The sequence below is a fragment of the Bacillus sp. WMMC1349 genome, assembly GCF_013155385.1.
Classification (GTDB): Bacteria; Bacillota; Bacilli; order Bacillales; family Bacillaceae; genus Bacillus.
This window is the reverse complement of the sequence record NZ_JABJUQ010000007.1, coordinates 2,629,307-2,649,018: the sequence shown is the minus strand read 5'-3', so window position 1 is coordinate 2,649,018 and position 19,712 is coordinate 2,629,307. Positions and strand designations below refer to the sequence as shown.

The 19,712-nt window shown below is 39.5% G+C and carries 19 protein-coding genes and 1 other annotated feature; of the genes, 14 read left to right on the top strand and 5 right to left on the bottom strand.

The window, feature by feature from the left end; all coding sequences use genetic code 11:
* Nucleotides 1–60 precede the first annotated feature (60 nt).
* Together ytxC and thrS are read left to right on the top strand one after the other, a co-directional pair.
* Nucleotides 61–903, top strand: a complete 843-nt coding sequence (gene ytxC, locus HOO54_RS15950) for a putative sporulation protein YtxC (RefSeq protein ID WP_172296959.1) — start codon at nucleotides 61–63, stop codon at nucleotides 901–903.
* Nucleotides 904–1,243: 340 nt separating this feature from the next.
* A complete protein-coding gene (gene thrS, locus HOO54_RS15945; protein ID WP_172296957.1) occupies nucleotides 1,244–3,175 on the top strand; it encodes a threonine--tRNA ligase in 1,932 nt (643 codons plus the stop codon).
* Between the two features lie 30 nt (nucleotides 3,176–3,205).
* On the opposite strand, the gene HOO54_RS15940 is transcribed toward thrS, so the two are convergent.
* The 3 genes from HOO54_RS15940 to HOO54_RS24420 form a co-directional block, all read right to left on the bottom strand.
* Complete coding sequence (locus HOO54_RS15940) at nucleotides 3,206–4,006, bottom strand: HAD family hydrolase (RefSeq protein ID WP_172296955.1); 801 nt, start codon at nucleotides 4,004–4,006, stop codon at nucleotides 3,206–3,208.
* Nucleotides 4,007–4,120: 114 nt separating this feature from the next.
* Nucleotides 4,121–5,221 carry an alkaline phosphatase D family protein gene (locus HOO54_RS15935; protein WP_253907697.1) on the bottom strand — a complete coding sequence of 367 codons (1,101 nt, stop codon included), beginning with the start codon at nucleotides 5,219–5,221 and terminating at the stop codon, nucleotides 4,121–4,123.
* 10 nt (nucleotides 5,222–5,231) lie between these two features.
* Nucleotides 5,232–5,675: an alkaline phosphatase D family protein gene (locus HOO54_RS24420; RefSeq protein WP_253907696.1), complete on the bottom strand. Its 444-nt coding sequence runs from the start codon at nucleotides 5,673–5,675 to the stop codon at nucleotides 5,232–5,234.
* A 208-nt stretch (nucleotides 5,676–5,883) separates the two neighbouring features.
* Nucleotides 5,884–6,012, top strand: a sequence feature (ribosomal protein L20 leader region).
* Between the two features lie 68 nt (nucleotides 6,013–6,080).
* On the opposite strand from HOO54_RS24420, the gene infC reads away from it, so the two are divergent.
* The 4 genes from infC to adhP all read left to right on the top strand — a co-directional run bounded on the left by infC (nucleotide 6,081) and on the right by adhP (nucleotide 8,753).
* A complete protein-coding gene (gene infC / locus HOO54_RS15930) occupies nucleotides 6,081–6,599 on the top strand; it encodes a translation initiation factor IF-3 (RefSeq protein ID WP_172299635.1) in 519 nt (172 codons plus the stop codon).
* An 18-nt stretch (nucleotides 6,600–6,617) separates the two neighbouring features.
* Complete coding sequence (rpmI, locus tag HOO54_RS15925; RefSeq protein WP_172296953.1) at nucleotides 6,618–6,818, top strand: 50S ribosomal protein L35; 201 nt, start codon at nucleotides 6,618–6,620, stop codon at nucleotides 6,816–6,818.
* 32 nt (nucleotides 6,819–6,850) lie between these two features.
* Nucleotides 6,851–7,210, top strand: a complete 360-nt coding sequence (rplT, locus tag HOO54_RS15920; protein WP_172296951.1) for a 50S ribosomal protein L20 — start codon at nucleotides 6,851–6,853, stop codon at nucleotides 7,208–7,210.
* A 526-nt stretch (nucleotides 7,211–7,736) separates the two neighbouring features.
* On the top strand, nucleotides 7,737–8,753 hold the full coding sequence (adhP, locus tag HOO54_RS15915; RefSeq protein ID WP_172296949.1) for an alcohol dehydrogenase AdhP: 1,017 nt from the start codon (nucleotides 7,737–7,739) through the stop codon (nucleotides 8,751–8,753).
* Nucleotides 8,754–8,933: 180 nt separating this feature from the next.
* On the opposite strand, the gene HOO54_RS15910 is transcribed toward adhP, so the two are convergent.
* Both HOO54_RS15910 and HOO54_RS15905 read right to left on the bottom strand, forming a co-directional pair.
* The gene (locus HOO54_RS15910) at nucleotides 8,934–9,563 is read right to left on the bottom strand and encodes an immunity protein Imm33 domain-containing protein (RefSeq protein WP_172296947.1); all 630 of its coding nucleotides are present in this window, start codon (nucleotides 9,561–9,563) and stop codon (nucleotides 8,934–8,936) included.
* 66 nt (nucleotides 9,564–9,629) lie between these two features.
* A complete protein-coding gene (locus tag HOO54_RS15905; protein ID WP_172296945.1) occupies nucleotides 9,630–10,031 on the bottom strand; it encodes a sigma-w pathway protein ysdB in 402 nt (133 codons plus the stop codon).
* Between the two features lie 171 nt (nucleotides 10,032–10,202).
* Between HOO54_RS15905 and HOO54_RS15900 the strand changes: the two genes are divergently transcribed.
* From HOO54_RS15900 to HOO54_RS15865, 8 genes are all read left to right on the top strand, one after another.
* Entirely contained in the window at nucleotides 10,203–11,288 is a 1,086-nt protein-coding gene (locus HOO54_RS15900) for a M42 family metallopeptidase (protein ID WP_172296943.1), read from the top strand.
* A gap of 112 nt (nucleotides 11,289–11,400) precedes the next feature.
* Nucleotides 11,401–12,345, top strand: a complete 945-nt coding sequence (abnA, locus tag HOO54_RS15895) for an arabinan endo-1,5-alpha-L-arabinosidase AbnA (RefSeq protein WP_172296941.1) — start codon at nucleotides 11,401–11,403, stop codon at nucleotides 12,343–12,345.
* 626 nt (nucleotides 12,346–12,971) lie between these two features.
* On the top strand, nucleotides 12,972–14,651 hold the full coding sequence (araB, locus tag HOO54_RS15890) for a ribulokinase (protein ID WP_172296939.1): 1,680 nt from the start codon (nucleotides 12,972–12,974) through the stop codon (nucleotides 14,649–14,651).
* A 25-nt stretch (nucleotides 14,652–14,676) separates the two neighbouring features.
* Entirely contained in the window at nucleotides 14,677–15,363 is a 687-nt protein-coding gene (araD, locus tag HOO54_RS15885) for an L-ribulose-5-phosphate 4-epimerase (RefSeq protein WP_309244881.1), read from the top strand.
* Between the two features lie 35 nt (nucleotides 15,364–15,398).
* On the top strand, nucleotides 15,399–16,562 hold the full coding sequence (locus HOO54_RS15880) for a sn-glycerol-1-phosphate dehydrogenase (RefSeq protein WP_253907805.1): 1,164 nt from the start codon (nucleotides 15,399–15,401) through the stop codon (nucleotides 16,560–16,562).
* A gap of 27 nt (nucleotides 16,563–16,589) precedes the next feature.
* Complete coding sequence (gene araN, locus HOO54_RS15875) at nucleotides 16,590–17,870, top strand: arabinooligosaccharides ABC transporter substrate-binding protein AraN (RefSeq protein ID WP_216664916.1); 1,281 nt, start codon at nucleotides 16,590–16,592, stop codon at nucleotides 17,868–17,870.
* A gap of 33 nt (nucleotides 17,871–17,903) precedes the next feature.
* The gene (araP, locus tag HOO54_RS15870; protein WP_172296933.1) at nucleotides 17,904–18,848 is read left to right on the top strand and encodes an arabinooligosaccharides ABC transporter permease AraP; all 945 of its coding nucleotides are present in this window, start codon (nucleotides 17,904–17,906) and stop codon (nucleotides 18,846–18,848) included.
* Nucleotides 18,848–19,690, top strand: a complete 843-nt coding sequence (locus tag HOO54_RS15865) for a carbohydrate ABC transporter permease (RefSeq protein WP_172296931.1) — start codon at nucleotides 18,848–18,850, stop codon at nucleotides 19,688–19,690. The genes araP and HOO54_RS15865 overlap by 1 nt, the downstream gene beginning before the upstream one ends.
* The last annotated feature ends 22 nt before the right edge of the window (nucleotides 19,691–19,712 follow it).

Genomic DNA, 19,712 nt, shown 5'->3' with positions numbered 1-19,712 from the left:
TAAGTCTATTTTTTTGTCTCGCCCATATACATGTATCAGATGTTGTTAGGGGGGACAAACATGCTCGAAATTACATTTGAAGATGATTATGATACAGCCGTATTTCTACACCTACTTCGTAATGCAGATGTAAAGCGGCATATCAAGATTCATGAGGCGGAAGGGAAGATCGGAATTGAAAAGACCCACTCCTCTGTCAGTATTCAAACATACATCCAGCCTATCCTCACGAGATTTTTTATAGAATGCAAAGAAGATGAATATATGCTTTCGGTCATTGAAGGAGATTTTTTCTATTTAGATCGGGATGAACAGCAGCAAATTTTGCAACTGGCTCACAGCATAATGGAAGGAGAACTGGAAGGGCTTCCTCTCAACTGTGATCATACCCCGCGTGAAAAGTATATTATTCAGGAGCTCCAAACGATTTGTCTTGAAGAAACTGTCTTTTCGATTCGTTCCTTTATGACATTCCGTCTTGGGAAATATTATCAACGGCTTCGGGAATATGTCGTGGCAGCGATTGATGAATATAAGATGGAGCAGGAATACCAGACCTTTATTCAATCATTGAGAGATTATGTAACAGGAAAAAAACCAATGATTGATCATGTTCACATTGTCCATGATGGTCAGTTTGTCATATGGGAATTAAAGTTTATTTCAGAACGGGAACAAAAGAAATACATGGATCGCCGATTCGTGAGGGAGCACCCGATGTATATTGATTCACATCTACTAGCGCCGCTTGTATCAATCGCGCCTAGAAGAATTGACCTTTATACAAGAAATCGGGAACATGGTATGATCCAGACGATTCAAAATATTTTTCAAGAACGGGTAAAGATCTTTTCACTTGACTCATTCCCTGCACAAGAAAATATTTTTGAAGAGTATTCTTGATTTTGCATGTTAAACGGTTTATAATACGGTTAACTCAAAATCCAGTGTATTGATAAGGACACGAAAGCATGAACACCGGCTGAACAGAGAGGGAGATCAAGGCTGCAAGTCTCCTAAGTCTAGGATTATGTTTTTACCGCCTTTGAACATCAGTTGTAAACGACGTTTTGTCAAGTAATGACTGACGGGACTTCCCGTTACAGAACCGAAAGCCGAGAACGCACCAAAGGTTTTTTGCGTTTTTCGGGAAAAAGGGTGGAACCACGAATTCCGTATATTAATCCTCGTCCCTTTCATAGGGGGACGGGGATTTTTTATTTTTTAAAAAGGAGTGACTAGGATGTCAGACATGGTTAAAATCAAATTTCCTGATGGAGCGGTTAAGGAGTTTGCAAAAACGACGACAACAGAGGATATCGCGGCATCAATTAGTCCCGGTTTAAAGAAAAAAGCGATTGCCGGAAAATTAAATAGTACAGAAATTGATTTGCGAGCACCGATCGTTGATGATGGAGCGATTGAAATTATTACAGAAGGCAGTGATGAAGCGCTCGCCATTATGCGTCACAGTACTGCGCACTTAATGGCTCAGGCGATTAAACGCCTTTATAAAGATGTAAAGCTTGGCGTTGGTCCAGTGATTGAAAACGGCTTTTATTATGATATTGACATGGAGGATGCACTGACTCCAGAAGACTTACCAAAGATTGAAAAAGAAATGAAAAAAATTATTGGAGAAAACTTGCCAATTGTCAGAAAAGAAGTCAGCCGTCAAGAAGCGAAAGAACGTTTTGCCGAAATCGGCGATCACTTGAAGCTAGAGTTACTTGATGCAATACCTGAAGATGAGACAGTCTCGATCTATGAACAAGGCGAATTTTTTGATCTATGCCGTGGTGTCCATGTCCCTTCAACAGGAAAAATTAAAGAATTTAAGCTACTAAGCTTGGCGGGTGCTTATTGGCGCGGTGACAGCAACAATAAAATGCTTCAGCGTATTTACGGAACAGCTTTCTTCAAAAAAGCTGAGTTAGATGAACATTTGCGCATGCTTGAAGAAGCAAAAGAACGCGATCATCGAAAACTTGGAAAAGAATTGAAGCTGTTTGCCATTTCTCAAAAGGTTGGACAAGGGCTCCCACTTTGGTTGCCTAAAGGCGCAACCATTAGACGTGTCATTGAACGCTATATTGTTGATAAAGAGCTTGCTCTTGGCTATGAGCATGTTTATACACCGGTGCTTGGCAGCAAAGAGCTTTACGAAACATCAGGGCATTGGGATCATTATCAAGAGGGGATGTTCCCGCCGATTGAAATGGACAATGAAACATTAACACTTCGTCCGATGAACTGTCCGCATCATATGATGATCTATAAAAATGACATTCACAGCTATCGTGAACTTCCGATCCGAATTGCAGAACTCGGAACGATGCATCGCTATGAAATGTCAGGTGCTCTTTCAGGTCTTCAGCGTGTCCGCGGGATGACATTGAATGATGCACACATTTTCGTTCGTCCTGATCAAATTAAAGACGAGTTTATCCGTACTGTTCGCTTGATTCAGGATGTTTATCAAGACTTCGGCTTGGAACAATATTCATTTCGCTTATCTTACCGTGACCCGGAAGATACAGAGAAATACTATGATGATGACGATATGTGGAACAAAGCACAATCAATGCTAAAAGAAGCAATGGATGAAATTGGCCATGATTATTACGAAGCAGAAGGTGAAGCAGCATTTTACGGACCGAAGCTTGATGTTCAAGTCAAAACAGCGATTGGCAAAGAAGAAACACTGTCAACTGTACAGCTTGACTTCTTGCTTCCGGAAAAATTTGATTTAACATATGTTGGAGAAGACGGAAAACCACACCGTCCCGTCGTGATTCATAGAGGTGTTGTATCGACAATGGAACGATTTGTTGCTTTCTTAATTGAAGAGCATAAAGGTGCATTACCGACATGGCTTTCACCTATCCAATTCCAAGTCATTCCTGTATCACCAGCCGTGCATCTTCATTATGCAAAACAGGTACAGGAACGCCTGCAGCGTGAAGGGCTCCGTGTTGAAGTCGATATTCGTGATGAAAAAATCGGGTATAAAATTCGTGAAGCACAAATGCAAAAAATTCCATATATGCTTGTTGTCGGTGATCAAGAAGCTGAGAATGGGGCAGTCAATGTCCGTAAATATGGCGAGCAAAAATCAGAAACAGTTTCACTTGAAGATTTTGTGAAAAAAGCTGTTGCAGAAGCAAGAAAATAACTAAGAGAAAAAGCATGATTCCAATTGGAGTCATGCTTTTTTGACTTTCTGCTCAGTCAGTATCTCAAACAGTCCGCTCAAATGTTGAATTTCGTCATCAGGTTGAACAGAGGTGTCATTTTTTCTACCTTTACGGTTGAGCCAAACGTTTTTTATTCCAGTTCTTGATGCTCCGAGAATATCTGTGTTTAAATTATCCCCAACCATTATCGTCTCATCTTTTGTAATATGAAGGAGATTGAGACAATGTTCAAAAATAGCCGGGTCTGGTTTTCCTTTTCCAAAATCCCCGGAGATGACAATTTCCTTGAAATAAGAGGCGAGTTTAGGAACGCCAGCTAATTTTTCTTTTTGTAGACTCGGGTCCCCATTTGTCAGTAATAGAAGATCGAATTTACCTTTTAACTGGTCTAAAACAGTAAATGTTTCATCATAAACAAACGGATGTTTACGGCGAACAGTTGCGAAAAATGTGCCTAATTCTTCTGCGAATGTGGGATCATCGATTCCGAATGTTTTCAGGCCATTTGCCCATGTGTTTTTTCTATATTCTGGAACGATTTTGTTCAATTTCTCGAATTCTTCACTGATCGGTTCACTAAAATTCGACCATAGTCCTTCAAATGGATTAATACCGATCATCACAGTATAAGGATATGTTTCATAAGACATGTATAGATCTCGTGCGGATCGGCGTACAGCTATTTCGAATTCTTGTGCACTGACCCCGTATTTTTTTTCGGCTTTATGACATGTTTCGGCAAATGCTGTATTTACACTTTTTTCGTCCCAGAGCAATGTATCATCTAAATCAAAAAATACGGCTTTCATGATCTACCCCTCTAGTTTTTATTTTATTTAATATTCATTTTACAATAGAAAATCATGATGATAAAGAAATGTTTTTTAGGAATGTGATGTGATGAAGTGTAAAAGTGTGATGCTTCAGTTGTTTTTTTGCAGTCCTGGACAGCCTGCTTCAATGACAAAACTCGCAAATGTTGAGACTGGGGCATTTGGTCGAGTAATAAAAGGAAGAACTTGAAAGTCGGCTTGTAGTTGTTTTGGTGTCATTGTGCAGCGAACATATCCTCGTTGTGCGTTATACAGTTTGACATGGGGATTTGCTAGCCAAATATGGGCAAGGGAATCGGTCTTTGCACCATCTCCATCTGAAGCGATTGAAGTTGCGATCAATTCAGTGCCAATTGTTTTTGAGTGGATATCATTGAAGTCTGCTTTTAAATTTGCGGCTGAATGTCTATGAATGTCACCAGTCAGTACGACTGGGTTAATAATTCCATATGCTTTGTAAGCCGAAAATAGCCTGTCACGACAAGCAGGAAACCCATCCCATTGATCAAAACTGTATTCAACTTTCGGCCCTGGATCCCGATCAATTTGGGCGAGGACAACTTGTTGCACTAACATATTCCAAACTGTTGAGGATTTACTTAGTCCGCGATAAAGCCAGCGCTCTTGTGCACTCCCAAGAATCGTCCGGAAAGGGTTTAACCGTTCAGTTTCATTAGCAGGATAGTTATTGCGGTATTGACGGGTGTCAAGGACATGAAATTCTGCAAGGGCTCCATAGCAGAAACGCCTGTATAACACCATATCAGGACCATTAGGAATTGCAGTACTGCGGATGGGGATATGCTCATAAAAGGCTTGATAAGCAGCTGCACGTTGGCGGAGAAAGTCAGCAGGTGAAGTGTTATATTGCGAATGTGAACCAGCATAGTTATTTTCGACTTCATGATCATCCATTGTGACAATCCATGGTGTCAAAGCGTGAATAGATTGGAGATCGGGGTCAGTCTTAAAAAGTGAATATCGAAGTCTGTACTGGCTAAGAGAGGTTGTTTTTGCATTGTGTGCACTGGAAAGTTTAACATTTCGATTGAGGTTTTTTTCGTTAATAGGGTATTCATAAATATAGTCGCCTAGAAAAAAAACGACATCAAGATCGTCTTTGGCCATATGCTGATAAGCGGTGAAATAACCATGGTACCATGCTTGGCATGATGCGAGAGCAAACGACATTTTGTCTAGGCTAGTATGGTGGAAAAGGGACTGTTTTTGTTCTGCCTATTGGACTGATTTCACGCCCGGATTTAAATCTGTACCAATAATACCTTGCTGGTTTGAGTCCAAAGACTTCAATATGGACGGAATGGGCAAGTTCCGGAAGAGCCGAGACGGTTCCATGTTTGACAGTCTTGCTAAAATGTTCATCTTCTGCTACCTCCCATTGCACTGGAACTCGTTGTTTTGGCATACCTCCAAGCCCATCTTCAGCCAGCGGATCAGGTGCAAGTCTCGTCCATAACACAAACCCATCCGGATGTGGATCTCCAGATGCGATTCCAAGTTTAAACGGATAATCAGAAAATTTGTGTGCTTTACCAGTAATCGTTTTGTCTTCCGCCATGAGTCCGCGTTCAATAAATGAAGAAAGTTCATTAGAATGGGTATGACCTCTAATATTTGTATGCATATATCTAAGCCTCCTCAACTTTTTTCGATCTTGATTAACTATACGATAAACACATTGTATTTAGCACATGTCAAGAAGATTTAGCTGCTTGTTAAAAGGAGTGTTGCTATTTCAAATGTAATCTGATATAATAACACACATTGTACAAAACTTTTGATCTTGACTTACAGAAGAAGTTTCTGTAAGATTAATAATGAATTGAATATATATCAACAAGTAGAGGCACCCGCTTCTCACCTGATTGACACAGTTTTGTAGTTGGCAGGTTAAACGTACATTTCTTTTTTATGCAGATGTTCGCAGTGTGGGTGTTTTATACCCACACTTTTTGTTTGCCTGTGAAAGTGTGATGAAACGGTCAAAATGAGTTGTGAAATCAATTCAAAGATTCTATGGAGGTGGCTCATTATTAGCAAAGATCAATTGGTTAATGAGGGGATTCGTGCGCGTGAAGTCCGTTTGATTGGACAAAATGGCGACCAGCTGGGAATTAAATCCCGCCAGGAAGCACTTGAAATTGCCGGTCGTGCAAATCTTGACCTAGTGTTAGTTGCAGCTAATGCAAAACCGCCTGTTTGCCGGATTATGGACTATGGAAAATATCGATTCGAGCAACAGAAAAAGGATAAAGAAGCACGCAAAAATCAAAAGATCATTAACTTGAAAGAAGTCCGTCTGAGCCCAGGTATTGAAGAACACGATTTCAATACAAAGCTTCGCAACGCTATCAAGTTTTTGGAAAAAGGGGACAAAGTGAAAGCGTCTATCCGTTTTAAAGGTCGTGCAATTACGCATAAGGAAATCGGCCAGCGCGTGCTTGATCGTTTTTCTGAAGCCTGTGCAGAAGTGGCAACTGTTGAAACAAAGCCAAAAATGGACGGCCGCAGCATGTTCCTAGTGCTCGCACCTAAAATTGAAAAGTAATTTAAGGAGGAAATACCTATGCCAAAAATGAAAACTCACCGCGGATCTGCGAAACGTTTTAAAAAGACAGGTTCCGGGAAGCTAAAACGTTCTCATGCATATACAAGTCACTTGTTCGCAAATAAATCTCAAAAACAAAAGCGCAAACTTCGCAAAGGAGCGATTGTTAGCGCCGGTGATTTCAGACGTATTAAGCAACAGCTTGCAAACATCAAGTAATTCGAAAAAGGTATACTTAGGAGGGAAATGTCATGCCAAGAGTAAAAGGCGGAACTGTTTCACGCAAACGTCGTAAAAAAGTTCTTAAATTAGCAAAAGGTTATTTTGGTTCAAAACATACATTATATAAAGTAGCTAACCAACAAGTAATGAAATCAGGAAACTACGCTTTCCGTGATCGTCGTCAGAAAAAGCGTGATTTCCGTAAACTTTGGATCACTCGTATCAATGCAGCAGCACGTATGAATGGTCTTTCATACAGCCGTTTAATGCATGGTCTTAAGCTTTCAGGTATTGAAGTAAACCGTAAAATGCTTGCTGACCTTGCTGTAAACGATCTTACTGCATTCAATCAACTTGCAGATACTGCTAAAACTCAATTAAATAAATAACCACCATCAACTGCACCCTAATTGTGAGACACGAATAACAATTAAGGGTGCAGTTTTATTATGGTCAAATCATTTGCCGCAAAACACCTGCGAAAAATTCAATGATATCGGCTACCCAAAAAGATCAGGGGGAAATACAAGATTCTCGCGGAAAGCGAGCAAATTCCTCAATTTTTATCCATCCACACTACCACATTACAAGTGAAATTCCCTTAAAGGAGAGCTTATAGAAAATCAATGAGAGAAAAAGCTGCAGAACGGCGAAGCCGAGCCCCGCTTTACTTACATAATATGTTCGACCTTCAAATCTCAATCACGGCATTTCATAAACACAAACAAAGAGATGAACACGATAATTATTGCACACATGCATAACATCGCCAGTAGTACGAGGTTGTTCAAAAAAGTTCATATTTACAAAATACTTTTCTATGAAAATGTGTAAGGGTTTTCATAAAAAGGGTATTGTGCTAAATTATAAGTGTAGGATGAATTTCCCAAAAAAATTGAAGGGGTGTAGTCTGGAATGAAAGCAGTAGTAGCAACAAAAGACAAAAATATAGAGATCGTAAAAAAAGAATTACGTCCTTTACAACATGGTGAAGCCAAAGTGAAGATGGAATATTGTGGTGTATGCCATACAGACTTACATGTGAAAAATGCTGATTTTGGCGATGTCACAGGTGTCACTCTAGGTCATGAAGGAATAGGCATTGTAACCGAGATTGGTGAAGGCGTCAAAAGCTTAAAAGTGGGTGACCGCGTCTCTATTGCTTGGATGTTTGAAAGTTGTGGTCACTGTGAGTATTGCCTAACAGGTCGTGAAACACTATGCCGTGATGTAAAAAATGCTGGGTATACCGTTGATGGTGCAATGGCTGAAGAAGCTATCGTAATAGCTGATTATGCAGTGAAAGTTCCCGAAAATTTAGATCCGGCAGCAGCTAGCAGTATTACTTGTGCGGGTGTAACAACTTATAAAGCAGTAAAAGTCAGTGAAATCAAACCTGGTCAATGGATCGGTGTATTTGGTATCGGCGGATTAGGAAACTTAGCTGTGCAATATGCAAAAAATGTTTTTAATGCTAAAGTGATGGCATTCGATATTAACGATGAGAAATTGGAATTTGCTAAAAGCTTAGGTGCTGATATAGTTGTAAACTGCTTAAATGAAGACCCTGTTGCTAAAGCTAAAGAAGTGACAAATGATCTAGGTCTTGATGCTACAGTTATTACTGCTGTTGCTAAAACCCCTTTCAACCAAGCCGTTGATGTTGTAAAAGCGGGTGCTCGTGTAGTTGCTGTAGGTTTACCAGTAGACAAGATGGATTTAGATATCCCTCGCCTTGTACTAGATGGAATTCAAGTTATTGGTTCACTAGTAGGCACTAGAGAAGACTTGAAGGAAGCATTCCAATTTGCTGCAGAAGGCAAGGTTGTACCTAAAGTTACAAAGCGTCCAGTTCAAGATGTTCATGATATATTTAAAGAAATGGAGGAAGGTAAAATTACTGGCCGTATGGTCATCGATTTTACTGAGTAATCCCTTAAAAGAAAAGAAACACAAAAATAAGCATGGCCTGCGTTGGACACCCCTTTAGAGGGGTTATGCAGACGATGCTTATTTTTGCTACTATGCATCTTGAACTGAAAACTTGGAAACGTCCTCATCAGCTTTCAAATTGACCAGCCTATATTGTTCAAGAGCTTGGCTGTCATACTATTAACTGTTTAGGTAGCTGTGCCAATAATAATTCTGTATGTTATAGAACTCACCTTTATTATTTCTTTCATAGGCACACATTGGTTTTTCATCAATGAATTTTAAGATTGAATCATCTATATTTAATATGACACCGATTGAAATATATTGAAAATGATCAGGTTGATTGACGAATTCATCATTTTCGTATCCGCTTAATATAGTCCATCCAGAGTCCTCTTCTCCATTAGGGGTATCTCTCAACATGAAATTGAATTCTCTTTTATCAAGAACATCTGTACTTACAATAACCTTTGTATCGAAGTAGTAATCCCAATCAGAAGATCTAGGGTCTTTGTATTCCGTATCACAAATATGTTTCGCCTTGAATAAAACTTCCTGTCCGAATTTCAAATCTTTCAAGTCATAAGGCTCATTCATTAATAATCCTCTAAAGTCTTCACCATTCCTTCCAGTGATCTCCACCCACATTCTTTCACCTGCAAGACCATCTTCTTTAGTTCCGTTCACAAACCTTAATTTAACGATGTCCCCAATACTTAATTTATCGATTACTTGTTTACTAGGAATATAAAAAGTATAAGGAAATTGTGCATTTTTTTCATAAGCGTTATCTAAATACCACGACATTTGGAATACCACCTATTTTTGTTTTCACAAATTTAGTACCATGAAAACGGACTATTAAAACAGTTATCATTGCCCTTCTGCATGTTTGCTTTTCCATTTTTGAATAGAAGCGTCCCAATCAATCTTACAGTCCGGATAGCGCTGTTTGATTTTGTTCTCCAATTCGGTAAAATCTGTTGAAGTAAAGGACTGAAGTTTTTCTTCAGGTGCTTGTGTCCAAATGAAAATCGTATGGATAAACAGCGGATGGTCTTTTGCTGGAATATGTTTTGTTCCTTCAAACAGCACACCTTTATATGTGATTTTTAAATTTTTACGTGTGTTTTTTTGGTCATCCAAAAAATAAAAATATTCTTTAGCTTGTGCAGATTTCAATCTTCGGTCCGGATTTCTTAAAAATAGTACGGTCCTATAGATGACATAAATGAAAAGGACCGATAAAGCAAGCCGCAATATTATGACAAGCATTTTTAAAGAACCTCCCTTAAAATGAAATGAAGAATATTAACCTATATATACGAATAACAAAACAAAAGGTTTCATGATTTGATAAAATGACCGAGAAGCATGGATTCCGTATTGAAAAGATTTATTTTTGTATAATAAGAAGGAAGGTTCATTAAAGGAGGATTTATATTGATGGCAAAATTTGATGAAACACTGACAATGCTCAAAAAACTAACAGATGCAAAAGGTATTCCAGGCAATGAAAAGGAAGTTAGGCAAGTGATGAGGTCATACATTGAACCTTATGCTGATGAGGTTACCACTGACAGACTCGGCAGTTTAATTGCCAAAAAAACTGGACTTACTGATGGGCCGAAAATCATGATTTCTGGTCATCTTGATGAAGTTGGTTTTATGGTAACGCGGATTGATGATCGAGGCTATCTATATTTTCAAACGGTTGGAGGCTGGTGGTCTCAGGTCATGTTGGCACAGCGTGTCACAATTGTTACTAAAAAAGGGGATATCACTGGTGTTATCGGTTCAAAACCGCCTCATGTTCTCTCACCAGAAGCACGCAAAAAACCGGCGGATATTAAAGATATGTTCGTAGATATTGGAGCTTCAAGCAGAGAAGAAGCAATGGAATGGGGGGTGCTTCCTGGAGATCAAATTGTACCTTATTTTGAATTTACGGTGATGAATAATGAAAAGATGCTTCTTGCAAAAGCCTGGGACAATCGGATCGGCTGTGCAATTGCAATTGACGTTTTAAGAAATTTAAAGGAGATTCATCACCCGAATGTTGTTTATGGTGTTGGCACGGTTCAGGAAGAGGTTGGATTGCGTGGAGCAAAAACCGCTGCACAAACAATAAAACCTGATATTGCTTTTGGTGTTGATGTCGGAATTGCAGGGGATACACCAGGAATTACAGAAAAAGAATCAACAAGCAAAATGGGAAAAGGGCCCCAAATTATTTTATATGATGCATCAATGGTTTCTCATAAGGGGCTCCGCGATTTTGTAACAAAGGTCGCTGATGAAGCAAATATCCCTTATCAATTTGATGCTCTTTCAGGTGGAGGAACAGATTCAGGTTCCATTCATCTGACTGCAAACGGAGTACCTGCTTTATCAATTACCATTGCAACACGTTATATTCATACACATGCGGCAATGCTCCATCGCGACGATTACGAAAATACTGTTAAATTAATTACTGAAGTCATTAAACGTTTAGATCAAGAAACGGTTGCGAACATTACATATGACTAAAAAACTAAAGCTGACAGCTACTTTTTTCTCTTGCTGTCAGCTTATTTTTCTGGTACTTTTAGTAAGCGCTTACATAAATGAAAATTTTGAAAAAAGAAATGGAGGGTGATTTATGAAACGCAAAATGATCTGGATTATTGGGCTGATCATGTTTTTTTCAGGGGCTGAATCTGCTTCAGCTGCATTTTGGGAAACAAAAGGGGACAACTTTATTCATGATCCTTCGATAATTAAAGAAGGTCATACATGGTATACGTTTGGGACAGGACATGGGAAGGGACTGCGTGTCATTCAGTCTAATGACGGAATGACTTGGAAAGAGGCTCCACGTATTTTTTCAACCCCGTTACCATGGTGGAAAATGTATGTACCCAACCATGAAGAAAATCAATGGGCGCCAGATGTCAGTTATTACAACGGTAGATATTGGATGTATTACTCAGTTTCTTCATTTGGTTCAAATCAATCGATGATTGGTCTGGCCTCTACTGACAGAATTTCGTCGGGAAATTGGCGTGATGATGGATTGGTGATCAGAACAACATCTGCCAATCACTATAATGCTATTGATGGAGATTTAGTCATTGATAAAGACGGAAATCCGTGGCTATCTTTCGGTTCGTTTTGGAGCGGGATAAAGCTGACAAGACTTGATAAAAAAACAATGAAACCGATTGGAAACTTGTATTCTATTGCAGCAAGGCCAAATCACAGCGGAGCAATAGAAGCGCCTAATATCACGTATAGAAACGGTTATTATTACTTATTCGTGTCGTTTGATAAATGTTGCCAGGGAGTCAACAGCACGTATAAAATAGCCTATGGTCGTTCGAAAAATATCGTAGGTCCTTACTATGATAAGAGCGGCAAAAAGATGTTGGATGGAGGGGGAACGATATTAGACTCGGGAAATGAACGCTGGAAAGGCCCGGGTCATCAAGATGTTTTGGGTAATTCAATGATTGTTAGACATGGCTATGATGCTCTTAACAATGGTCAACCAACATTGCTCATCAATGATCTGTATTGGGATTCAAAAGGCTGGCCTTGGTTTTAAGCCTTGTTTGCATGAGACTGTCAAATAAGTATGCGAGTGGGAAACTTAAGTTGGGTTTTCCACTTGCTTTTTTTATTAGCATTTTCTCTAAAATTAGCTTGCGGATGCTGGTTATGAGCTAACAATTGTTTTTCTATTTTCATTTTTTTTAAAAAAAAGATATTTAATACTGAAAATTAAATTGACAGTTTGCAATCCTATGAATATAATAAAGTTGTTCGTACAAATATATATATGTTTATATAATTATACGAACGTATTGTGTATTGGTTCCATTGATGCCAATATTTTATTTTTAATGTTATTTGTAAGCGCTTTATTCACTTGGTCTATTGATCAAGTCAAAAAGACAACATTTATTTGGAGAGGAGGCGCTCAGAGAAGTCTAAAGCCACGCAAAGGCGATCTGTGGGGCTTAAATAACGATTACTTAAGATTCAACGTTAACTTTAAGGCGGTCACAACTCAGTCAAAAAGTTTTGTGAAAAGGCAATTGAGGTCAGACATGTGGATTGGCAGAAATGACAGGAATCATCAACCGTAATACAACAATGGTGATTTTTCGGGAATGAACTGAATGGAGTGAAGCGGCATATCGGTTTCACAAGCTTTAAGGGGGATAACTTATGGCATTGACGATTGGGGTTGATTTTGGAACATTGTCGGGAAGAGCTGTCTTGGTTGATGTGAAAACAGGAGAAGAAATAGCGACAGCTGTTAAAGAGTACACTCACGCAGTGATTGACGATCAACTACCTAGGACAAAACAAACGCTCCCGAGAGACTGGGCTCTCCAACATCCTGCCGATTACATAGATGTGCTCGGAGAGACGATTCCTAGTCTATTAAAACAATCAAAGGCAGATCCGAGCGAGATTATTGGAATTGGGATTGATTTTACATCATGTACCATTTTGCCAATTGACGAAGCTGGGATACCGCTTTGTATGAGAGATGAATTTGCTGGTGAACCACATAGTTATGTGAAACTTTGGAAGCATCATGCCGCACAGGAGCAGGCAAATCGCTTAAATCAATTGGCTGAAAAAAGAAATGAAGCATTTCTCAAAACATATGGAGGGAAAATTTCTTCTGAATGGCTTGTTCCAAAAGTGATGCAGATCGTAGAAGAAGCACCCCATATTTATGATGCTGCTGATGAAATAATCGAGGCTTGTGACTGGATCGTTTTTCAATTGTGTGGCAAAAGAAAACGCAGCAACTGTGCAGCTGGTTATAAAGCGATTTGGAACGATCAGAAAGGTTATCCATCCACAACGTTTTTTTCAGCTTTAGACCCGAAACTAACAAACCTTGTTCAAGAAAAATTAACAGAAGACATTTATTCAATTGGAGAAAGAGCAGGTGGATTGACTGAAGAAATGGCAGCTAAAACAGGATTATTGCCAGGAACAGCTGTTGCGGTAGGCAATATTGATGCTCACGCTTCAGTTCCGGCTGTCGGAATCACGGATCCTGGGAAAATGTTAATGATCATGGGGACATCGACCTGTCATATGTTACTTGGTGAAAATGTTCGCAATGTGCCAGGAATATGCGGTGTTGTTCAAGACGGCATTTTACCGGGTTATGTTGGGTATGAGGCAGGCCAATCTTGTGTAGGTGATCATTTTCATTGGTTGATCAATCATTTTGTCCCTGAAGCATATATGAGAGAAGCAGAACAGGCAGAAATGACAATCTTTGATCTGCTCAGTCATAAAGCTGAACGCTTACGTATTGGTGAAAGTGGTTTACTTGCTTTAGATTGGTGGAACGGAAATCGTTCGACACTTGTTGATGCCGATCTAACGGGGATGATGCTTGGAATGACACTTTCTACAAAACCGGAAGAGATTTTTCGGGCACTAGTTGAAGCTACTGCTTTTGGTACGCGAATGATTATTGAAACATTCCGACAAAGCGGTGTGCCAATTGAAGAGTTGTATGCAGCTGGAGGAATTGCTGAAAAAAATCCATTCATTATGCAGATTTATGCAGATGTGACCAACATGGAAATCAACATATCTGGTTCACCACAAGCACCTGCTTTAGGATCAGCGATTTTCGGAGCGCTTGCAGCCGGAAGTGAAAATGGCGGTTATGATCAAATTGTAGATGCTGTCCGACATATGGGAAAAGTCAAAAGCTATACGTACAAACCGAATTCTGAACATGTTACATTATATGATCAGCTTTATGCCGAGTACACGGAGCTTTATCAATATTTTGGAAAACAAAATCATGTGATGAAGCGTCTTAAAAAACTAAAAAACATCCAGTCTATCAGGTCTATTGTGAAGTAAACCACCAAAAGGAGGGTGACAACCTGTGCTGGAGGCTTTAAAAGAACAGGTTTTAAAAGCTAATTTGCAACTTCAGGAGTATCGGCTTGTTACGTTTACATGGGGAAATGTCAGCGGAATTGATCGCGATCAAGAGTTAGTTGTCATTAAGCCAAGTGGTGTACCTTACAGCAAATTAACCGCTGCAGACTTAGTCGTTTTAAATCTGAATGGGGAGGTTGTGGAAGGGGATCTTAAACCGTCTTCAGATACACCGACACATCTCTATCTGTATAAACAATTTCAAATGATTGGTGGGATTGTTCACACTCATTCGTCATGGGCAACCAGTTGGGCACAATCCGGCAGAGATATTCCTTCATTGGGAACGACTCATGCCGATCACTTTCACGGAAATATTCCTTGTACAAGGGAAATGGATGCCGAAGAAATGATGGGACAATATGAACTGAATACTGGAAAAGTCATTGTGGAAACATTTCAGCACCTTGATCCCCAAGACATTCCAGGTGTCTTAGTCTATAACCATGGACCGTTTTGCTGGGGAAAAGACGCCCTGACTGCCGTACAACATGCTGTTGTATTGGAGGAGGTAGCAAAGATGGCTTACCATTCACTGGTGTTGAATCCAGCTCTTCGTCCAATTAAAGATGTTTTGCAAGATAAACATTATCTCCGCAAACATGGGACCGACGCATATTACGGACAATAAGGAAGGAGCTTTTTATGAATGACCTGATCACTTATATGAAAAACACGTTAGGTGCATGTCATTGTAAAGCCGATCACTTTCCGCTTACGATTGAAAAAATTGTCATAGATGAACACGCCATAGATCAAGAATTGGTATCCTTTGTGAAAACGGCTTCATTCGAAAAAATAGTCATTGTTTGCGATAACATAACGGACCAGATTGCTGGTAAACAGCTGATGTCTCTTCTTAACGGAATAGCTGAGGTAACTTCACTTCAACTTGAAGCAAATAAGGCTGGCGATGTCACGGCAGATGAAAGAACATTGGTCAGTGCATTAATCGGTATACCGCTTGATACAGACGTATTAATAGCTGCAGGAGCTGGTACAATTCATGATATTGTTCGGTTTTGTGCTTATCAGCGCGGGATTCCATTTCTTTCGGTACCGACAGCTCCATCTGTGGACGGTTTTACCTCAGCGGGAGCACCGCTCATTTTAAATGGTAAGAAACAGACGATTCAAACGACAGCACCGCTCGCTCTGTTCGCAGATATCAACATTCTTCGTGAGGCACCACAACAGATGGTTGCCGCTGGATTTGGAGATATGCTAGGTAAAATCACATCGCTTGCTGATTGGGAAATCTCTCGTTTACTTAACGCGGAGCCTTATTGTCCGACAGCTGTGAGGATCACAAAATCAGTGCTTGATCAATGTCTCGCTCGAATCGATGAGATGGCTGAGAAGACACACGAAGGCATCCGGATATTAATGGAGTCACTGGTGATCTCCGGTCTTGTCATGCTCATGCTCGATCATTCTAGATCTGCTTCAGGAGGAGAGCATCATCTTTCACACTTCTTGGAGATGAAGGCTTTGGAAAATCAAAAACGGCAGGTGCTCCATGGGGCTAAGGTTGGCTGCGCGTCCATCCTGCTGGCAGATATTTATCACTCACTCATTCATGTAGATATTGATGATGACCAAATGAAAAAAACGATTCATTCTGTTTATAAAGGACTACCGAGCGGTCAGAAGATGGCAGAATGGATGAAACATGTTGGTGGTCCAACAGAATTTAAAGAACTAGATGTTGAAGAATTTCTTCTCTCAGAGGCACTTGCTTGTGCTCATCAGCTTAGAGACCGTTATACAGGTTTGAAAATAATTAACCAATACGATCTTTTACCTAAGATCAAGCATGGAAGGGGTTAAAACGTGAGAAAGTTCCTTTCATTTTTCATGATATTGTTGACGATAAATGTCTTATTAACAGGATGCAAAGCAAGCCCCACCACTGGCAAAACAGCAGATGAGACAGAACTGACATTTTGGACGTTTAATGGACTGCATGAACAGTTTTATGCAGAAATGGTGAAAGAATGGAACAAAACATATCCTGACCGAAAGATTAAATTAAATACCGTTGTCTATCCATATGGACAAATGCATGATAACCTATCCATTTCACTTTTGGCAGGAAAAGGACTTCCTGATATTGCTGATGTTGAGCTTGCACGTTTCTCTAATTTTTTGAAAGGTTCAGATATTCCTTTGGAAGATCTAACTTCTTTGGTTAAAGACGATCGTGACAAGTTTGTGGAAGCACGGCTGACCCTCTACAGTAAAAAAGGAAAAGTGTATGGGCTTGCAACCCATGTGGGTACGACTGTGATGTACTATAACATGGATATTTTAAATAAAGCAGGAGTCAACCCGGATGACATCAAAACTTGGGATGATTATCGCAAAGCAGGCAAAAAGGTTGTCAAAAAAACCGGTAAGCCGATGACGACAATTGAAACGACTGATTCCAATTCGTTTTTGCCACTAATTTCTCAGCAGGGATCAGGTTACTTTGATAAAAACGGTCAATTCATTTTAAATAATGAAACGAACGTCAAAACACTTGAATTTGTAAAAAATTTAAAAGAGAAAGATAAAATTGCAGTCACGGCACCAGGAGGCTTTCATCACAGTGAAGAATACTATGGATTCATGAATCAAGGCGGGGCGGCATCTGTTTTAATGCCAATCTGGTATATGGGCAGGTTTATAGACTATATGCCAGATTTAAAAGGAAAGATCGCGATCAGACCGCTACCAGCATGGAAAAAAGGTGGAGACCGCTCAGCGGGAATGGGTGGAACTGCGACTGTCATTCCGAAACAAGGGAAACAAGTTAAATTAGCCAAAGAATTTTTGAAATTTGCTAAAGCATCGAAAAAAGGAAATACGAAACTCTGGACTGTCCTTGGATTTGATCCGATACGATGGGATGTATGGAGTTCAAAAGAATTAAAACAACAAAATAAGTATACAGAATATTTCCAAAACGGCACAAAGATTTTTTCTATGCTTCTCGAGATAAAAGATGAGATAAATCCGCTTTATCTCCATGAGGATTTTGCGAAAACTTCCGATTTGGTCAATAAAAATGTCTTATTTGAAGTGATCAAAAATGGCAGCAAATCGCCAAAAGAAGCATTGGATGATGCAGCTGCTGAAGTAAAGGGCCAATAGTAGTCTTTCATTACGGTAAAGCGAGGCGATAACTTGAAGACTGTTAAAACTGACACAGTGCATTCGATTCCGCCGGTGAGCAGAAAAAGAAAACTAAGCAGTTTTCTATATTCAGCAAAAGCAGCACCTTACATTTTCACAGCACCTTTTGTCATCTCCTTTTGCATATTTTTTCTTTATCCGCTTATCAGCGTTTTGATTATGAGTTTTCAGAGCATCCTTCCCGGAGATATTCATTTTGTTGGGCTGGATAACTACAAAGCATTAAATAATCCTACTTTTTTTACCGCACTTTTCAACACGATCAAATACACCTTTTGGACATTATTGATTTTAATACCTGTACCGCTTATACTTGCAGTTTTATTGAATTCAAAACTGGTGAAGTTTAAAAGTGTCTTTAAATCCGCTTTATTCATCCCGGCTTTGACTTCAACGATTGTAGCGGGAATTATTTTTCGGCTGATTTTTGGAGAGTTGGAAACATCACTTGCTAATTCGATTTTAGTTAAACTTGGTGCTTCACCACAAAACTGGCTGAATAATGAACATACCGGAATGTTTTTAATGGTTTTGCTGGCATCTTGGAGATGGATGGGCATCAATGTACTATATTTCTTGGCTGGCTTGCAAAATGTTCCGAAGGATTTGTATGAAGCAGCAGAAATGGATGGGGCCGGCACTTTGAAGAAGTTTTATCATATTACACTACCATTTTTAAAACCCGTCACCGTTTATGTTTTAACCATTAGCATTATTGGCGGTTTTCGGATGTTTGAAGAAAGCTATGTGCTATGGCAAAACAACTCTCCAGGAAATATCGGATTGACGATGGTCGGATATATTTATCAACAAGGTCTTGCTTACAACAATATGGGCTATGGCTCAGCGATTGGCATTGTGCTTTTGCTCATCATTTTAATCGCAAGTCTGATTTCATTAAAACTGTCTGGTTCATTTAAAAAGGAGGGCTATTAATGGGTCCTGCCAGAGGTTTAAACATTGCAAAAATAGCTTCTATTTTTCTGTTTGCAATTTTGAGTTTTTTGTTTGTATTTCCGCTTCTCTGTTTGTTGCTCGGCTCGCTAAAACCATCATCAGAATTGCTTCGGTTCGGGCTTAATTTAAAGCTAGATCCCGATATTTTAAGCCTTGATAACTATGCATATTTGTTTAACGGTGGAAGCATCTATTTTAAATGGTTCACAAACAGCTTGTTCCTTACGGTCATTTCCACCGTTTTAACACTGTTGTTTTCTTCATTAGTTGGATACGGGCTTGCTGTATATCAGTTTAAAGGGAAAAATCTGCTGTTTGTTCTTGTGCTCTTGATCATGATGGTACCAATTGAAATCTTAATGCTGCCGTTATTTAAAATGACAGTTTCATTGCATATTTCTGACACATATACCGGCGTCATTCTCCCGTTTATTGTGTCTCCTGTCGCTGTATTTTTCTTTAGGCAGTATGCGCTCGGTTTACCGAAAGATTTGCTTGATTCAGCAAGGATGGATGGTTGCACAGAATTCGGGATTTTCTTCCGGATTATGGCACCGCTCATGAAGCCGGCTTTTGGTGCAATGATCATTCTTCAATCATTAAACAGCTGGAACAATTTTTTATGGCCATTAATTGTTTTACGGTCAAAAGAAATGTTTACGCTTCCAATCGGATTATCTACTTTACTTAGTCCGTATGGAAACAACTATGACATGCTCATTTCAGGATCTGTCCTGGCGATTTTGCCTGTTATCTTGATTTTCTTGTTTTTCCAAAAATATTTTATTTCAGGCCTTACTGCTGGTGGAATTAAAGGGTAATCAAATCTGAAAGGAATGGTTA

Excerpts from the sequence above, each read along its gene's own strand:
- ytxC (WP_172296959.1), top strand. The coding sequence starts at position 61 with ATGCTCGAAATTACATTTGAAGATGATTATGATACAGCCGTATTTCTA.
- thrS (WP_172296957.1), top strand. The coding sequence starts at position 1,244 with ATGTCAGACATGGTTAAAATCAAATTTCCTGATGGAGCGGTTAAGGAG.
- HOO54_RS15940 (WP_172296955.1), bottom strand. The coding sequence starts at position 4,006 with ATGAAAGCCGTATTTTTTGATTTAGATGATACATTGCTCTGGGACGAA.
- HOO54_RS15935 (WP_253907697.1), bottom strand. The coding sequence starts at position 5,221 with ATGTCGTTTGCTCTCGCATCATGCCAAGCATGGTACCATGGTTATTTC.
- HOO54_RS24420 (WP_253907696.1), bottom strand. The coding sequence starts at position 5,675 with ATGCATACAAATATTAGAGGTCATACCCATTCTAATGAACTTTCTTCA.
- rpmI (WP_172296953.1), top strand. The coding sequence starts at position 6,618 with ATGCCAAAAATGAAAACTCACCGCGGATCTGCGAAACGTTTTAAAAAG.
- rplT (WP_172296951.1), top strand. The coding sequence starts at position 6,851 with ATGCCAAGAGTAAAAGGCGGAACTGTTTCACGCAAACGTCGTAAAAAA.
- adhP (WP_172296949.1), top strand. The coding sequence starts at position 7,737 with ATGAAAGCAGTAGTAGCAACAAAAGACAAAAATATAGAGATCGTAAAA.
- HOO54_RS15910 (WP_172296947.1), bottom strand. The coding sequence starts at position 9,563 with ATGTCGTGGTATTTAGATAACGCTTATGAAAAAAATGCACAATTTCCT.
- HOO54_RS15905 (WP_172296945.1), bottom strand. The coding sequence starts at position 10,031 with ATGCTTGTCATAATATTGCGGCTTGCTTTATCGGTCCTTTTCATTTAT.
- HOO54_RS15900 (WP_172296943.1), top strand. The coding sequence starts at position 10,203 with ATGGCAAAATTTGATGAAACACTGACAATGCTCAAAAAACTAACAGAT.
- abnA (WP_172296941.1), top strand. The coding sequence starts at position 11,401 with ATGAAACGCAAAATGATCTGGATTATTGGGCTGATCATGTTTTTTTCA.
- araB (WP_172296939.1), top strand. The coding sequence starts at position 12,972 with ATGGCATTGACGATTGGGGTTGATTTTGGAACATTGTCGGGAAGAGCT.
- HOO54_RS15880 (WP_253907805.1), top strand. The coding sequence starts at position 15,399 with ATGAAAAACACGTTAGGTGCATGTCATTGTAAAGCCGATCACTTTCCG.
- araN (WP_216664916.1), top strand. The coding sequence starts at position 16,590 with ATGATATTGTTGACGATAAATGTCTTATTAACAGGATGCAAAGCAAGC.
- HOO54_RS15865 (WP_172296931.1), top strand. The coding sequence starts at position 18,848 with ATGGGTCCTGCCAGAGGTTTAAACATTGCAAAAATAGCTTCTATTTTT.